Below are 16,857 nucleotides of genomic sequence, written 5' to 3'. Positions count from 1 at the left end.
CCTAAGTAAAGTGAAGGCGTTCACTACTTATTTATTGAGAGGTGTGTAACTAATCACTTCTCCACATTGAAAATAAGAGCCTATCCTTTCTCTAATTATACAAATATTTTGATCGCTACGGCTAGTATAAAAGAGAAGGAAAACACACCTTTGCCACATGGATTTAGTGAACTGCCCCCTGGGAAGAACGCTGGCAGAACGGAAATTACCCCCCGCCTTTCAACATGGCTGTTTGTGCCGTTGACATCACCTTTTTTATGTTAAATTAGAGAGCCATTCTCTTCAATTCATTCGTTGTGAAATAGAGGAAGCCATCCTTCACAAATATATCCTTTGTATCTTCCCTATTTAGTACCTGTTCTCCACTACCGTCTGGACGAATTTTTGTTAAATACGCCCCCCGAGAGTAATTACTAAAGTATAGCCACCCATCCGAGTAAACGATGTATTGTGCACGAGTATTTGTGACACGCTTTATTTTACCTGTCTTTATATCAAGCACATACAACTTATTGTCATCAGAGATATTACTAAAATATAATTGATCGCCAGCCTGTGCTGGGAAGTCTATATCATGATAATAACTATACATTGTGCTTGTTGCCTTTGGATAATCCTCAGCAATCCACGTGTGATCTTTCGCCATTGTACGATCATCTACTAAAAAGTATTGGTAACGAATGGCACCTTTGCGATCTGGTACTGGATCATTCCATGTCGTATCAAGGTGATACCACTGTCCATCCAGCTTGACCAAATTCCACGCATGTCCCTCTTGACCGACATAGCCCACGATATATTTTGTTTCAATTCCCAGTTTTTGAAGCATCGAGTGAGCTAGTAAAGCATAGCCCTGACATACTCCCCCATGCTCCGCAAGTACGGTATAGGCACTATGTGGACTAGAATTTGTTTGATCTGTATAGGCAGTATTAGCGACAATATAGTCATTGACTGCTCGTACCTTTTCTACTTCTGTCATAGAGTCTTTACTGATTTTGCTGATGATTTCTTGGACATTCATCTCGACAAAAGCAGCCTGTTCTGGCGTCATTAAATAGCTCTGCTCTCCAAAAATAGTTGCCTTATTTCGCCCATATTCATAACGAATTGAATGCTTACTAACATGACCATAAACATAATCATCTCGTTCAATAGCATTGTTGTAGGCCTCTTCCACAATTTGTTCAATTCGTTGTGTATTACCTTTATATTGAATTTCAAACTTCGGTGAAAAACTACTATAATATGCATACATGGCATCAGCCATCTCTTTGGCATTTGTCACGACTAGCTTCGTTTCTGGTTTCTGAATTGGCGGCGCTTTAGGTGCTACCTCCGCTTCATGTATATCTTCTATAGGTATGGCTGTTTCTATGGAGGCATCGTCTGAAAGTCTAGCAGTAACATCTACGATTTTCTCCTTTGTTGAAAGAAGCATTGTTTCTATTTCGTCATTATTTGTCCAATCCAGCACCTGCTGAACGACTGCCTTACCAGCCATATAAATGGGATCAATAAAAATAATAATAATGGCAATAATAGCTAATTTCTTCCACAAATTCCTCACCTCCAACCGTCTTCTTTTCATTATATACAAAAAAAGCACAAAGAACTCACTTAAGGGTCCAATTGTGCTTGTTAATATTTGTTTGTTGACTTAATTAATTTTAAGTTTATATTCTTTAGTATTCATAGTATACAGCAAATCATTGTCATTGATCTTTAAATTCGTTACTGGCTGCTTAACTAGCACTTCAGCTTTTAATGTTTTCAAATTCAGCTTTGTCAAATACCCACCGTTACTGTAATCACTATAGTATAGATAATCATTAGTTCCAGTAATATACAATGCACGTTTATCTAATACTTTTGTCTTTTTCCCACTAGTCATATCCAGCTTATACAGTTTATCGTTATCTGCCGTATTGCTAAAATAAACAGCATTATTTAACTGATACGCAAAATGAACATTGTGCATATAACTATATTTTGTGCTTGTAGCAGTAGGATAATCGGCTTTAACCCAAGTGTGATCTTTGTTAAGCTGACTGTCCGTCACTAAAAAATAGTCATATGAAGCAGCACCAACACGATTTGGCAAAGGATCATTCCATGTTGTATCTAAATGATACCATTTTCCATCTACCTTTACTAAATTCCAAGCATGTGCCTCGTTCCCATTCACAAAACCTATAACATATTTTGTCTCTATCCCAGATTGCTCTAACAAGGCTTGTGCAGCTAATGCATAACCTTGACACACAGCTTGTCCTTCAAAAAATAAAGCATAGGCACTATGTGGGCTTGCCTTTGTTTTTGTTCCATACATCGTATTCGATACAATATAATCGTTAATAGCCTTTACTTTTTGGAACTCTGTCATAGAAGGTTTGATAATATTTTTCAGTATTTGATTAATCTTTTTTTGTACAGCTACTTCTTGTGTTTGATTCGTCAGATACTTCACTTTATACGTTACATTTCCGAGAGAATCTGCAGAAACCGTCATACTTTCGAAATGTCCACTTGCATAAACAGCTTGTTGTTTAGCCTTTTCAAATGCATCCATCATTTCTTTTTTGAAATCACCCATCGGGCCTGTATACGTAAATTTTATTTCCGTCTCGAAATTTCGCATTTGCTTAGCAAGCTCTTTTGTCAATTGATCCCAAGTAACTACTGTTGAGTTAGCTACCACAGGATAAATTTGGGAAGTAATTTCTGTTTGTTTTGCATAGGCAGCAGTTGGGCTTAACATCAATAAAGTTGCTCCACATAACAACCATTTTTTCATCACTAATCACCTTCCCTTTGAATCTTTTGTTACTATTTAGCATAACAAAGAAAGTACCTACTAAGCTATCATACAAGTTCACTAACTAAGACTTTCATCTAAAAATATATCAACACTTACATGATATAAAATACCTAAAAACCAAATATAATTCTCGAATATAACTATTTTTTTGCAAAAAAATAAAACTCACCCCATTTATAGTGAGTTTTATTTAGATTCAGCTACTATTTTTTGTTCCGAAAATCGAGGTAATTATCTACTTTTCACAACCAAATTAACGGCTTCCTGAATGGCTTCATTCATTTTTTCGTCATCACCTTCAGCATTTTGGACACATTCTAATAAGTTTGTACTGACAATAACACCAACTGTACGATCTACAGCAGAGCGTACAGCCGATAGCTGTGTAATGACTGCCTTACAGTCCTTACCTTCCTCCATCATCTTCAAAATACCACGTAGCTGGCCTTCCATCCGTTTCACACGATTTTTCACTTGATCTGAATATTCCATAAACATTGCTCCTTCTTTCTATACTCGCTACGTCCTCATGAGTAATCGTTATTCTTTATCCTAGCTCATTATTTCAAATTTAAACCTAGCCATTCCTTGGTTTTAAATAATTCATCAGCATTCTTGTGATTATAGTGCTTGCATTGGTTATTTCATCGTACTGGATAATTGTATTTTTCTTTAAACGTAATTGCCCAATCTCTACCTCAAAAATTGGACACTTTCTTTTCAGTGCCGCAACTAGCATATTTGTATCATAATCATAGCGTTCGCCTTTCACCTTCATCAGCCAAGGCAACTCATTTATCGATATATATCGCAAACCCGTTTGTGTATCCATTAATTTTCGATGATACAGTAACTCAAAAAATAGGCTTGTTGCACGATTTCCCCAATAAGAAAGAAATGAACTATCGGCAGAATGGAAATTACGTACCCCTAGCACAATACCTTCTGAAAACACCTTTGTCATCGTTAAGACAAGCTTAACATCTTGCAGTGCATGCTGCCCATGTGCCCCCACTGTAAGGACACCATGACACTTTCCTTTTTGCTCTCGGATAAATGCAAAGGCTGTCTTCAATGCACCACCTTTTCCAATATTGCGATCATGCTGCAATACTTGACAACGATCAATTTTATTTAAATCTTCAAAAATATCTTTATATCTTTGATCACTCCCATCATTGACAATGACAATTTGTGTAATGGTCGTTGCTAATAATTGATGTACATAGGTAATGAGTGATTGTTGTGGATTATATGCTGGAATAATAGCTGCAATATTTTTCATTTCGATCCCCCACCTATAGGCTGACGGGCTCTCCGTAGCTACGAATTTCCCTTATATCAAATAGTATCATGTCACAGCAACAATTCAACTGATGAATCCCATTAAAACTTATCAATAATATAGATTTTTCTCCGATATATGTACAAAGAGATTTAGAAGAGGGGCTTTCAACTGGCTCGAAGAAAATTAGACGCAATGATGCCGAGGCATCATTGATGAAAGAGGTGAGGGTGATTGTTATGCATTACGAAATTCTTGAAGAACAATGTCAGAAATTAACGCAGCTGTCCTTCACAAAATTAGCAAAAAACCTACAGGATGCAAGTTTGCTCGCTATTTCAAACCCAGCTACATCTTTACAAAAATCTCTTTTTGTATTGGAAGAAATTCTTTATGAGATTTATCGGCTGGAAATGCATACTGAACCTAAAACGAAAAATATCCGTACACTATTAAATAATCGAAGTTTTGTAGCGCAAATTCACCCTCGTCGGATTTATTTATTAATGAATTTAGTTCATAAAATGACAAGTCATAATAGTAACGACATTGTGGAAGCCAAAGCGGCAAAAATTGTTTTGGATTATCTTAGCGATATTGTGGAATGGTTTATGAAACGCTATGATCGTAGTTTCAAGTCAGCAAGTCTAACTCCTCACACTACAGAGCTTCCAACCATATTGGATAAGAACATACTCCAGCACAATCAATCGCCAGAGGCTTATACACATGCAGCCAAATGGTTTGAAAGGGCAGCGCAAAACGGTGATGCCAGTGCACAATATAATTTAGGAACTCTTTACAATCACGGGCGAGGGGTGAAAAGGGACTATAAACTTGCGAAAGTATGGTATGAACGAGCTGCCGCACAAAATGACGCAAATGCCCACTATAGTCTAGGCGTACTCTTTCATTTAGGGCATGGGGTTGGACAAGATTATAAGGAAGCCGCGCACCATTATCAAATTGCGGCAGATCTCGGAAATGCAGATGCGCAATATAATTTAGGTGTCCTTTATAATCAAGGTCTAGGCCTTTCGCAAAACTTTCATGAAGCGGCTAAATGGTATACTTTAGCAGCCAACCAAGGCAATACAAGTGCTCAAAACAATTTAGGCTTCCTTTATCATAATGGCACAGGTGTCGAGCAAAGCTACGCAGAGGCCATCGCTTATTTCGAAATGGCTGCCTTAGCGGGCGATGCCAGTGCACAGTATAATCTCGGCTATATGTACCTTAAAGGTCGTGGTATTGTTCAAAACCTTGAAGAAGCGGCGAGATGGTTTCATATGGCTGCTTTACAAGACCATGTGAACGCAGAGTTTCAATTGGCTATGCTCTACAATACGGGACAAGGAATGACGAAGGATCATCTAGAAGCCTTAAAATGGTTCAAGCTAGCAGCATATAAAGGACATTTAAATGCACAGTACTGTCTCGGCTTACTGTATGAAAAAGAACAGGATCTTGTTTCAGCAGAAAAATGGCTTCTACGAGCAGCTGACAATGGGCATATTAGCGCCGGCTTCGAGCTAGGTCGGCTTTATGTCTATCAGCAAAAACAGCCTGCTAAAGCTATGTCATACTTTAAAGTTGCTGCTAACAAAGGCTATGCTGATGCTCAGTATGAACTTGGTCTATTACTGACATCAGGGGTTGATGTACCTATAAACTATACAGAGGCTGTAAAATGGTGGCGAGCCGCAACGGATCAGTCACATATTCAAGCGGAGTATCAATTAGGCTTACTATATGAGCAGGGATTAGGGGTTGCTATGGATCTTGAAGAAGCACGCAGATGTTATCGACTAGCTGCTATTCAGGGCCATGCAGGTGCTCAATATCAACTTGGTAATTTATTTGATAAAGGGAAAGGTGTTAAACAGGATTACACGGAGGCAGCTAAATGGATTGAACAAGCAACGTCACAAGGGCATATAAAGGCACAATATCAACTAGCTCAAATGCACATTCATGGACAGGGTGTACCGAAAGATTTTGCAAAGGCTGCCCAGCTTTATCGATTGGCTGCTAATCAAGGACATCAAAAGGCTCAATTTCAGCTTGGTATGCTCTACAAAAAAGGGCATGGGGTTGCACAAGATTATCAAGAGGCTGAAAAATGGCTGAAAAAATCGCTTGAAAATATTAAATAGACAGTTTAAAACCTACCGTATCATGAATTGTGATACGGTAGGTTTTTCTCTTGTTTCGGCATTCATCTCCTTTTTCTATAGTGGGAGATGAATATTTTTTCTCAACAGATTTTTACAGGCAAAATCGAAAAATTTTGGATACATTGTTTATCTGCGCGCTAGAAATGCGTAATGGATTAACTTTTTATATAGTCTTGTTGATGAATCATGAATGTTACTATAATAAATAAGGCAAAGCTGATTAATAGCGTAGTTCCACCTACAATAAAGAAGATTAATGTAAATGTACTACCAAAATTAAATGGATTTATATTGTAAAACCACATGCCAACTGTTAAACCCAAAACACCAAGAATAGCTGTCCAACCGTGAACGGCTACTAATTTTTGTGATTTCACTTTGAAGGCTCGATAAAAAATGCCCCATGCAAACATACTTAGCCAGCCGACAAGTAAAATATGTGCATGGATTGGTCTATATTCATAACTACCTGATCCTGACATATGTGAACCTAAATACGTACCGATGAAAGCAAAAATAGCCGCTAATCGAATAAGACGTATACTCCACTTCTGTTCCATACGAAAACTCCCCCTAAGCTTGTTTCAACTAAGTAGCAGTTTAACGTGTGAACATGAACTTTACATGAACTCCTTATGACAAGACTGGTAAATGAATATAAACCTTTGTACCGACATGCATCGTACTTTCCATCTGAATAGTACCTCCGTGTAGCTCTACAATCTGTTTGACAATTGCTAGTCCTAGACCTGTTCCTTGCTTTGTCCTGGAAGCATCTGCGCGATAAAAGCGGTCATATACTTTGGCTAATTGATCTGTCGTCATCCCCATCCCATTGTCCTCCACAAGGATTTCAAGTGAAGTAGATTTTTTCTGTAATTGTAGATGTATTTGTCCACCCTCTACATTATATTTAATAGCATTCGTCAGCAAATTATCCCACACATTTTGTAAAAGTCCTGCATCACCAGCATAACTAATTGGCTCTAGCTTGTAGGCTATTTGAAGCTGTGCCTCTTCTATTTGCCAGCGATATTTTCGCACAGTCTCCCTCAATTGTTCGTCTAATCGGTACGGCTCACGTTTTACGATTCTTGTCGATTGGTCGAGAGATGTTAATAATAATAATTGCTTGGTTAATGTAGATAAGCGCTTTGTTTCCAACTCGATGATCGCTGCATACTCCTGTCTTTCCTGCTCAGTCAGCAGCGGATTTTTCAGGAGGTCAACATAGCCTTGAATATTTAACAAAGGCGACTGAAAATCATGCGATACATTACTAATAAATTCCTTTCGTATACGATCATTTTCTTGTAATTTCTCGGTCATCCTATTAAAGCTTACAGCTAATTGACCAATTTCATCTGCACTATCAATATCTAACACCGTATCAAACTTTTCATGCGCAAGCTGTTGAGTTGCCGCCGTTAGCTTTGTAATCGGACGAATTAATGCTTTAGCAAACAATAGCATTGCTAGTAAACTCAGTACTGTCATAACCAACATTAACCCTGCAAGTATCGTATGCACTTCCGAAAATAATAAGCGAATATCAGGTCTTATAAATAATGCATATGGCTTGTTTTCATACGTAAATGGCACACCAACTGTATTAATCAATTCATTAGCGAAAAATCCTGTCACAAAGGTTTCTTTAGGGAAGTCTCGCATACCATGATAGGTTTCTCCTTGTAAAACGCGGTCAACAACAGATGCTGACAATGTTTTATCACGATAGTCTCCACCAAAAAAATACCCTTCCTCGCCTGATGTTACATATATTTGATAGCCAATTTCACCCAGTGTCTTCAAATAATTATTTAAATCCTCTGGCTTCGCTGTTTCAATATAATGAACGATATCCTTTGCTATGTTTACGTTTTTTGCATCATTCTTTTCTTTTACCACTTGATGATAATACGTATTCGTTGCTAAAAAACCAATACATAGGCTACCAATCATCACTAGCATCGTCGTCACAACAAATTTACTGTATAAAGTTTTCATGTTGTCTCCTCTAGCTTATAGCCAACACCTCTTACGGTTGTGATTTCAACAGCCGTGTCATAGCGATTTAATCTTTCACGAATTCGCTTCACATGAGTATTCAACGTCTGTTCGTCTCCTTCATAGTCATAGCCCCATACTTGCTCCATAATATAGCTTCGCGTAAATACTTGGTGAGGGCGTGATGCCAATAAAGCAAGTAGTTCAAATTCCTTTAAAGGTAATATAAGTGTATCCTCTCCTATGACAACTTCAAAGCTTCGACGATCAATCACTAATTTGCCTACTTGGAAAGTTACTTGATTTTTCTTATCCAATCTCCGTAAAATAGCTGCTATACGAAACAATAATTCCTTTGGCTCAAAAGGCTTTACAACATAATCGTCTGATCCTGCTAAAAAGCCACGCTCTTTATCCTCAAGCTCGCCTTTCGCTGTTAATAATAAAACAGGAATGTCATAATCTTGCGTTAAAGTCTCGGTTAATGTAAAACCATCCATCCCCGGCATCATCACATCGACAACAGCTAAATCAGGCAGATTCCCTTCTAGTAAGGCTAATGCCTGCTGTGCATTTTCTGCACATAGTACCTGATAGCCTTCCCTTGTGAGATAAATAGTAACTAGCTGTAAAATATGAGCATCGTCATCGACAACAAGAATTTGCATCTGCCTACCTCCAATCAATAAGAAAAAAACTCGCTCATATGGAACGAATTTTTCATCACAAATTACTATTATTTTATAACGAGAATATGGAAATCAACAGTAATAAAAGAAAAGGCAAACCAATAACAATATAACCTCTTGGATTTGCAAGGTTCATGGTCCAACCTACTCCAAAACGTTTCTCTACAAAAACGGAAGGGTCCTGTCGATTCATATAAATTAAGCCGCCTTTCCAATAACGATCTTCATCTACATCCATTACCTGTGAATCAACATTATCTTCATAACGCACTCTATGTTTACGCTTTTTCAAAATATAAATAAATAGTGAACCTAACACAACAGCTAGAAATAAAATAAATACTGGTAATAGCTTATAGCCAACAATCATGGAAGGATAAATATTGCTTAGTTGTAAAACCGTTAATAGAATGGTTAAGGCATAGCTCATCAGCAATATTTGCCAACTCATGTATTTTCGAGTCTTTAGCTGATCTTCCAACGATTCAGCTTTGCGGTTTACAGCTAATTTAATAGCAGAACGTTTAATAGAATCGGTAATTCCCCACATCATACATTGCATCATTAGCATAACAAGCGGCAGCGAAATAGCCGTAAAATAAGTCTTGTTTCTCCAAGCATCTGCTTCTCCACTTGGTCCCCAATGTACGGCTATATCATTTGGCATTAGGTCGTAATGGAGCAATGTGTAAATGATTAAAAACACCGCTATCCCTATAGGTACAGCAAAAAATGTCCAAGGAATCATTGCATCACGGCTTCGAGCAGTTAAATCAACCGCTCGTACTTGTTTAATATTTACGCCCCACTGCTCCTGCCTTTTCAACGTTGATACCTTGTGATGATTTATCCAGTACAGCACCATACTTACGGTAAGCATACTAAACAAACAGCTTAGTAAAACGATACTTTGAGTGGATTCAGAAGAAGCTAGACGATTGTAGCACATCAACATAATGATTAGAAATACTATGCCTGAGCCTCCTACCAATTGAACATACTGTTTTTTCAGCTTAGCTAATGCGAGATGCTTAATATGCTGATCAGGTACAGTAACCCCAAAAACAATAGTCTCTCTTACAATATAAGGAACCACCATTTGCATAGCTAATGTCATGATGTAGATTGTTGTAAAAACACCCAGTAGCATCTTGCTACACTCCCTCTGCTGGAATTTGCAAATCAGCGAATACCTTTTTCATCATGTACTCAATTTGTTCTACTGTTGCGCCGAGCACCATTCCTTCTGCTACAACAGGCTTTAAATTCTTTTCGATTTGTCGTAGCTGCTCAGGTGACAAAGCTCTCTCCTCAGTTGAACTAATAATAGCTCCTGATTTCGGTCGAATAACAATAATTCCTTTCGCCTCTAATTCATGATAGCTCTTATTAACAGTATGCATATTCACACCTAAATCAGCAGCTAACCCTCGCACAGATGGTAGGGTATCGCCTGGTTTTATTTCGCCTCTTGCAATACCTTCAATAATTTGACGTGTCACCTGCTCATAGATCGGTACGTCTGATTGTGGCTCTATTTGAATAAACATGTTTATCAGCTCCAAATTTGTTATATAACTAGTATAACAAATTTACTGCAATAATGCATGAGATACAAGCTTATTAAATTGGGGAATTTCTAATTGTTTCAATAAATTTTTGCACAAGCATATTTTGTTTCTCGTTATTTCTCGTACAAATAGCGATTTTATGTTTAATAGCATGTATATCCTTTACATAAACCCTTGCCAATTGGCCACTCTCTACATACTCTCGAACTGCGAGGGAAGAAATAAAGTTTGCACCATAGCCTGCCATGACCGAGCGAATTGTTTCATTGATGCCATTAAATTGGAGGGCAATTTTCGGTGGTTTCACTTGGTATGTTTGACATAACGAAAACAGATGCTCTCTCATCGAGCTCCCTTCTTCCCTCATAATAAAAGGCTCCTGAAACATTTCAACCAATGTAATGGATTGATGTGCAAAGCGATGATTTGGAGACACAACAAACCATAACTCATCCTCATATAATTCATCCCACTCGATTTCTTTCGGCCTTTCAGACATTCCTCCACCATATATCGCAATATCCGCCTTATAGTTTATTAGTTGTTCAAAAGCGTCCTTCGTATTGGTTGTTGTAATCATTAAATCCACCTGTTCATTTGCAGCCTTGAAAGTAGCTGCCCATTTTGGAATTAAAAAATTGGCAGGCAGATAGGTAGCCACAATATGTAAATTCCCTGCTTTCGCCAAACGGTAATTTTCGATAAATGTTTCAATATGCTGTTCAAGAGCAATAAAATTTTGAGCTTTCTCTGCTAGAGCTTCACCAACTTCTGTTAGTACTACACCACGCCCTTGTTGCTTAAATAATTGGACTCCTAGTTCATGTTCAAATCGCTTCATTTGACTTGAAACGGCAGGTTGGCTAATACACAAGATCTCTGCAGCTTTAGTGAAGCTACCTGTAGTAGCAACCTGATAAAATAATTTTAAGCTATGACTGTTGATGATTTCACCCCTATTCATAATATAAAGTTATGTATAAATAATAATAATATATTTTTATTATGATTTATTCTATCATACACTTTATTGGCAAGCTTGCACTTTAAAATATAGGGAAATGAGGACTGTATGATGACAGAGTTAAATGTTTGGAAAAATGTAGATGACTATTTTATGGATAAGCTTCTACCAGAAAACGAACACCTTGATGCTGTACTACAGGCTAATAAAGAAGCAGGTATTCCAGAGATAGATGTATCCCCTACTCAAGGGAAACTATTATATTTACTAGCTAAAATAAAAGGAGCAGCAACTATTTTAGAAATTGGCACACTTGGTGGCTATAGCAGTATTTGCTTAGCCCAGGCTCTTCCTAAAGAAGGGAAAGTAGTGACTTTAGAAATTAATGAAGAGTATGCCTTAGTCGCTCAACAAAATATAGAGAGGGCTGGCTATAAGGAACAGGTTGAGATCATTTTAGGAAACGCCTTAGATTCATTACCAAACTTGAAAAAAGCAGGCCATTTATTTGACTTTATTTTTATTGATGCCGATAAGCCTAATAACCCCGCTTACTTGAAGTGGGCGTTAAAACTAGCTCATCCAGGCGCCATCATCATCGCGGATAATGTAGTTCGTAATGGTGCGGTAACTGATGAAATTAGTGAAGATGAACGTGTCAGAGGCGTACAGCAATTTATAGATTTACTAAAAGAGGAACCTAGAATTGAAGCAACAGCTATACAAACAGTTGGTGTGAAGGGGTATGACGGCTTCGTACTAGCCATTGTAAATTAAGACGGAAAAAAATCCGCGTAAACTGCTGCAGCAGCTACGCGGATTTTTTTCAAAAAAGATGCCCTACAGCTCCCCATCTAAGCTAATAAGACATCTTTTCCCCCTTAAAACCTCTTAACTTTTATTTAGACCCCTTTTAATTCGATCATGCTTATCTCTTTCATTTAACGGGGGAACAGACCCCGTCACGTTATGTTAGTAGAATTAGGAAAGTTGAATATGTTAATAGTAGATTTTATCTTATGCTAATTTTTCATACCCTGGAAGTGTCAAGAATTCCGCGAACTCATCTTGCTCAATTAAAGATTTAAACAGTTCAGCAGCTTCTTCATAGCGACCACTGTTATAGGCTTGTTCCCCAACAGCCTCTTTAATTTTCACAAGCTCTTCTTCCAATATCTCTAAGACAAACGCTAACGTAATGCCACGTCCATCATCTAAAATACCTTTAGGATGACGAATCCATTGCCATACTTGTGTTCGAGAGATTTCTGCTGTTGCAGCATCCTCCATCAAGTTATTTATAGGTGCAGCACCGTTACCACGAAGCCATGAAGCAATATACTGTACACCAACACTGCAGTTAATACGAAGACCTTCAAGCGTAATTGTCCCTTCTGGTACAGCTACTAAATCTTCTGCCTTTACATGTACATCTTCGCGTTTTTTATGAATTTGGTTAGGAGTTGTCATAATAGCATCAAATTGCTCCATTGCAGTTGCCACCATACCTGGATGTGCTACCCAAGTACCATCATGTCCCTCTGTTGCCTCACGACGTTTATCTTCTGCAACCTTTGCAAATGCCACCGCATTCGCCTCATCATCATTTTTAACAGGAATTTGTGCAGCCATACCGCCCATTGCTGGTGCATTTCGCTTATGACATGTCTGTATACATAAAGACGTATAAGCCTTCATGAAAGGTACAGTCATCGTTACTTGGCCACGATCTGGTAAAATAACGTCAGCTTGATTGCGAAGACGTTTAATATAACTGAAAATATAATCCCAACGGCCACAATTCAGACCAGCTGAATGTTCACGTAGCTCATATAAAATTTCATCCATCTCAAACGCTGCTAAAATCGTTTCAATCAAAACAGTAGCTTTTATAGTCCCTTGTGGGATGCCAATATAATCTTGGGCAAACACAAAGATATCATTCCAGAGACGAGCCTCTAAATGACTTTCAAGCTTCGGTAAATAGAAGTATGGCCCAGTACCTTGTGCTAGTGCATTTTTCGCATTATGGAATAGATATAACCCAAAATCAAAGAAACTCCCTGAGATCGGCTCTCCATCAACAAGCACATGCTTCTCAAGCAGATGTAAGCCTCGCGGTCGAACTAACAGCACTGCTGTTTCAGTATTTAATGTATACGTTTTACCATTGGAGGCTTGCGTAAACTCAATCGTCTTATTAATAGCATCACGCATATTAATTTGACCACCAATCATATTTTCCCACGTTGGAGAGGATGCATCCTCAAAGCAAGCCATAAACATTTTTGCACCAGAGTTTAAAGCATTAATCACCATTTTTCGATCAACAGGACCTGTAATCTCGACACGGCGATCTTGCAAGTCCTTTGGAAGTGGTGCAATTGTCCAATCACCTTCACGAATACCTTTAGTCTCTGGTAAGAAATCCAGTTTCTCTCCTGCATCAAGACGATTTTGTCTTTCCTGGCGAGCGTTCAACAGCTCCTTACGACGAGCATCAAAATTTTTATGCAAGGCAAGAACAAACTCAAGAGCTTCAGGTGTTAAAACTTCCTTCGTTTGCTCGTTTTGTTCTCCAACAATTTTAAGCTTACCTGTCGTTGCCTGTTCCATTAGTTGTTTACCCACCTTTGCTATTTTAGTTTCGTCATCCTCCGCCTTAGGAGGAGCGGAGGAGACTACTCTATGATTATGAATTTAGGAAAACACGTAATTCAATCAAGACTTATACAAACTGTTCAGTTTCAGTTGAACCTGCCATTGCCGTTGTAGAAGAAGTACCTCCAGAGATAACTTGAGAAATTTCATCAAAGTATCCAGTACCTACCTCACGTTGGTGGCGTGTAGCTGTATAGCCTTTTGATTCTGAAGCAAACTCAGCTTGTTGCAGCTTAGAATATGCAGCCATACCATTATCTTTATAATCGTGTGCAAGCTCAAACATAGAGTGGTTTAGTGCATGGAAACCTGCTAATGTTACAAACTGGAATTTATAACCTAGCTTACCAAGCTCACGTTGATACTCTGCAATTTCCTCTTCTGAAAGGTTTGCTTTCCAGTTGAATGATGGTGAACAGTTGTATGCAAGCATTTTACCAGGGAACTCTGCATGAATGGCCTCAGCAAATTCACGAGCTTCTTCTAGTGATGGTTTAGAAGTTTCACACCAAATTAAGTCTGCATATGGTGCGTAAGCTAAACCACGAGCAATTGCTTGTTTAATACCTGCTTTTGTACGGAAGAAACCTTCAGGTGTACGTTCACCAGTTATGAACTCCGCATCACGTGGATCAATATCTGAAGTAACCATATCCGCAGCATCGGCATCTGTACGCGCAATTAAAATTGTATCTACGCCCATAACGTCTGTTGCTAAACGAGCAGCCACTAAGTTACGAACAGCGTTTTGCGTTGGCAGTAAAACTTTACCGCCTAGATGTCCACATTTCTTTTCTGAAGCTAATTGATCTTCTAAGTGCACACCAGCTGCACCAGCTTCAATCATGCCTTTTACAAGCTCAAATACGTTTAGAGGACCACCAAAACCTGCTTCAGCATCTGCTACGATTGGTGCAAACCAGTCAAATTGATCGACACGTCCTTCAGCATGATCAATTTGATCGGCACGTTGAAGTGCTTGGTTGATTCTTTTTACTACTGCTGGTACAGAGTTAGCAGGATATAACGATTGGTCAGGATACATTTGACCAGAAAGATTTGCATCCGCAGCCACTTGCCAGCCTGATAGATAGATAGCCTTTAATCCAGCCTTTACTTGTTGTACCGCCTGATTACCTGTTAATGCCCCCAATGCATTAATGAATGGTTCTTCACGTAACGAATTCCAAAGTCGAGTAGCACCTTTTTGCGCCAATGTTTGTTCAATTATCACAGTGCCCTGTAATTTAACAACCTCTTCAGCTGAATATGTGCGTTCAATACCAGCCCAGCGTGGGTTTTCAGCCCATTGTTTTTCTAAAGCTTCGATTCTTTCTTGACGAGTTGACATATTGAAATTCCACCTTCCCCTTTGTGTACAATATACTCTGTTAAAAAACTTTTAATTAACTGTTCCATAACAGGTTTATTTGTTGTAAATTAATATATAACAGAGTGTTTGAATTTTCATTATTTTTGGATAAAAGACCATTTTTTCGGGATGAAACTACTTTTTTGAGCGATAAAATTTGGAAGACTGTTTACAAACAAGGGGGATATTCACAATGAACAATGAGTTAAAATCTTTTGGAAATGATATTTCACAACAGTATATTTTAATGTTGCAGGACTGGGTTCCAGCGAATTCATCCATTGCAATTGCTGTTGAACATTCTTATATTTATTTTCACTCAGGTCATCAAGATATTCAGTTAAAGATAGGTCAACAAGTAATGCCTGGGAGTATTGCAGAGCAAGTGTTACGCACTCACAAAAAAACAGATGCCATATTAGATAATTCTTTATTCAATACGCCCTATTATGGCATTGGCTATCCCATATCCATTCAAGATAAGCCAGCTGCATTAGTTGTTATCTTACCATCCACATTCACTATGAAAAAAGCAGAGCCATTCCAATTTTTAACGGGGAAACAAGAGGAGGAGTGGAATCCAGTAGCAATAAGTAAAATATCTCATATAGAAAGTCTGCAGAAAAAAACTTGGTTTTATGTAGATAAAGAACAGTTTAAAACGGGGATTACACTAAAAGAGCTGCAATTAAGGTTGCCATCATACTTTATTCGTATTCATAGATCCTATATTGTAAATATACATTTCATAAAAAAAATGGCCCGAGATCTAACATCAAATTTTATTATTACATTAACCGATGGAAGTGAATTGCCAGTAAGTCAATCCTATATCAATAATCTTCGAAGTGCTCTTGAATTTTAAGTGCGAAGACTGTCTTTTCAATTATTTTTGTAACGAAAGCAAAGAATCACTCCTCTATAGGGGATAATCATTGCTTATTTTGTTGCTATTTTTAGCAGATGTTCACATGCGATGAATCAAGCTAAATCATCAAGCGGATGTCACAGATTTTGAAGAGGAATTTTTCTAATGAGCTCGAAAAATCTAACTAGAAGAATCAAAAAAGACCAGAGAAATTATTCTCTGGTCTTTCACAATTGCCTAGCGACGTCCTACTCTCACAGGGGGAAGCCCCCAACTACCATCGGCGCTAAAGAGCTTAACTTCCGTGTTCGGTATGGGAACGGGTGTGACCTCTTTGCCATCATCACTAGACTATAGTCGGCTTTCAATATACATCGCATTTCTTCATCAGCTTCTGTCGTTCAGTCAGTCACGTACTTGAGTACGCTCCTTCCCTCTCTCC

15 protein-coding genes and 1 rRNA gene are annotated in these 16,857 nt (G+C 38.2%); 3 read left to right on the top strand and 13 right to left on the bottom strand.

The window, feature by feature from the left end; all coding sequences use genetic code 11:
- Positions 1–265 precede the first annotated feature (265 nt).
- From NST76_RS00710 to NST76_RS00695, 4 genes are all read right to left on the bottom strand, one after another.
- On the bottom strand, positions 266–1,570 hold the full coding sequence (locus NST76_RS00710; RefSeq protein ID WP_338652233.1) for a transglutaminase domain-containing protein: 1,305 nt from the start codon (positions 1,568–1,570) through the stop codon (positions 266–268).
- A 90-nt stretch (positions 1,571–1,660) separates the two neighbouring features.
- Positions 1,661–2,797 carry a transglutaminase domain-containing protein gene (locus tag NST76_RS00705; RefSeq protein ID WP_342535248.1) on the bottom strand — a complete coding sequence of 379 codons (1,137 nt, stop codon included), beginning with the start codon at positions 2,795–2,797 and terminating at the stop codon, positions 1,661–1,663.
- Positions 2,798–3,052: 255 nt separating this feature from the next.
- A complete protein-coding gene (locus tag NST76_RS00700) occupies positions 3,053–3,313 on the bottom strand; it encodes a metal-sensitive transcriptional regulator (protein WP_036125888.1) in 261 nt (86 codons plus the stop codon).
- An 85-nt stretch (positions 3,314–3,398) separates the two neighbouring features.
- A complete protein-coding gene (locus tag NST76_RS00695) occupies positions 3,399–4,106 on the bottom strand; it encodes a glycosyltransferase family 2 protein (protein ID WP_058843778.1) in 708 nt (235 codons plus the stop codon).
- A 239-nt stretch (positions 4,107–4,345) separates the two neighbouring features.
- Between NST76_RS00695 and NST76_RS00690 the strand changes: the two genes are divergently transcribed.
- Complete coding sequence (locus NST76_RS00690; protein WP_271912050.1) at positions 4,346–6,262, top strand: tetratricopeptide repeat protein; 1,917 nt, start codon at positions 4,346–4,348, stop codon at positions 6,260–6,262.
- A 176-nt stretch (positions 6,263–6,438) separates the two neighbouring features.
- On the opposite strand, the gene NST76_RS00685 is transcribed toward NST76_RS00690, so the two are convergent.
- From NST76_RS00685 to NST76_RS00660, 6 genes are all read right to left on the bottom strand, one after another.
- The gene (locus tag NST76_RS00685) at positions 6,439–6,843 is read right to left on the bottom strand and encodes a hypothetical protein (protein WP_036126609.1); all 405 of its coding nucleotides are present in this window, start codon (positions 6,841–6,843) and stop codon (positions 6,439–6,441) included.
- Between the two features lie 73 nt (positions 6,844–6,916).
- Positions 6,917–8,290 (bottom strand): HAMP domain-containing sensor histidine kinase, encoded by a 1,374-nt coding sequence (locus NST76_RS00680; RefSeq protein WP_036126608.1) that lies wholly within the window; start codon positions 8,288–8,290, stop codon positions 6,917–6,919.
- Positions 8,287–8,958 carry a response regulator transcription factor gene (locus tag NST76_RS00675; protein WP_089933926.1) on the bottom strand — a complete coding sequence of 224 codons (672 nt, stop codon included), beginning with the start codon at positions 8,956–8,958 and terminating at the stop codon, positions 8,287–8,289. The genes NST76_RS00680 and NST76_RS00675 overlap by 4 nt, the downstream gene beginning before the upstream one ends.
- A gap of 73 nt (positions 8,959–9,031) precedes the next feature.
- Complete coding sequence (locus NST76_RS00670; protein WP_058843781.1) at positions 9,032–10,129, bottom strand: DUF5808 domain-containing protein; 1,098 nt, start codon at positions 10,127–10,129, stop codon at positions 9,032–9,034.
- A 4-nt stretch (positions 10,130–10,133) separates the two neighbouring features.
- Entirely contained in the window at positions 10,134–10,529 is a 396-nt protein-coding gene (locus tag NST76_RS00665; RefSeq protein WP_342544496.1) for a GntR family transcriptional regulator, read from the bottom strand.
- Positions 10,530–10,602: 73 nt separating this feature from the next.
- Positions 10,603–11,496, bottom strand: a complete 894-nt coding sequence (locus NST76_RS00660) for a LysR family transcriptional regulator (protein ID WP_036126611.1) — start codon at positions 11,494–11,496, stop codon at positions 10,603–10,605.
- A gap of 129 nt (positions 11,497–11,625) precedes the next feature.
- Here NST76_RS00660 and NST76_RS00655 point away from each other — a divergent pair, with 129 nt between their 5' ends.
- The gene (locus NST76_RS00655) at positions 11,626–12,291 is read left to right on the top strand and encodes an O-methyltransferase (RefSeq protein WP_058843783.1); all 666 of its coding nucleotides are present in this window, start codon (positions 11,626–11,628) and stop codon (positions 12,289–12,291) included.
- A 240-nt stretch (positions 12,292–12,531) separates the two neighbouring features.
- On the opposite strand, the gene aceB is transcribed toward NST76_RS00655, so the two are convergent.
- Together aceB and aceA are read right to left on the bottom strand one after the other, a co-directional pair.
- Positions 12,532–14,130 carry a malate synthase A gene (gene aceB, locus NST76_RS00650; RefSeq protein WP_058843784.1) on the bottom strand — a complete coding sequence of 533 codons (1,599 nt, stop codon included), beginning with the start codon at positions 14,128–14,130 and terminating at the stop codon, positions 12,532–12,534.
- Positions 14,131–14,242: 112 nt separating this feature from the next.
- Entirely contained in the window at positions 14,243–15,526 is a 1,284-nt protein-coding gene (gene aceA, locus NST76_RS00645) for an isocitrate lyase (protein WP_036122155.1), read from the bottom strand.
- Positions 15,527–15,740: 214 nt separating this feature from the next.
- Here aceA and NST76_RS00640 point away from each other — a divergent pair, with 214 nt between their 5' ends.
- Entirely contained in the window at positions 15,741–16,412 is a 672-nt protein-coding gene (locus NST76_RS00640; RefSeq protein WP_036122152.1) for a LytTR family DNA-binding domain-containing protein, read from the top strand.
- A 238-nt stretch (positions 16,413–16,650) separates the two neighbouring features.
- On the opposite strand, the gene rrf is transcribed toward NST76_RS00640, so the two are convergent.
- Positions 16,651–16,766: ribosomal RNA gene (gene rrf, locus NST76_RS00635) — 5S ribosomal RNA — on the bottom strand.
- Positions 16,767–16,857: the final 91 nt, after the last annotated feature.

The organism is Lysinibacillus sp. FSL W7-1291 (assembly GCF_038593415.1).
Classification (GTDB): Bacteria; Bacillota; Bacilli; order Bacillales_A; family Planococcaceae; genus Lysinibacillus; species Lysinibacillus fusiformis_D.
This window is presented reverse-complemented; position numbering and strand designations above follow the sequence as displayed.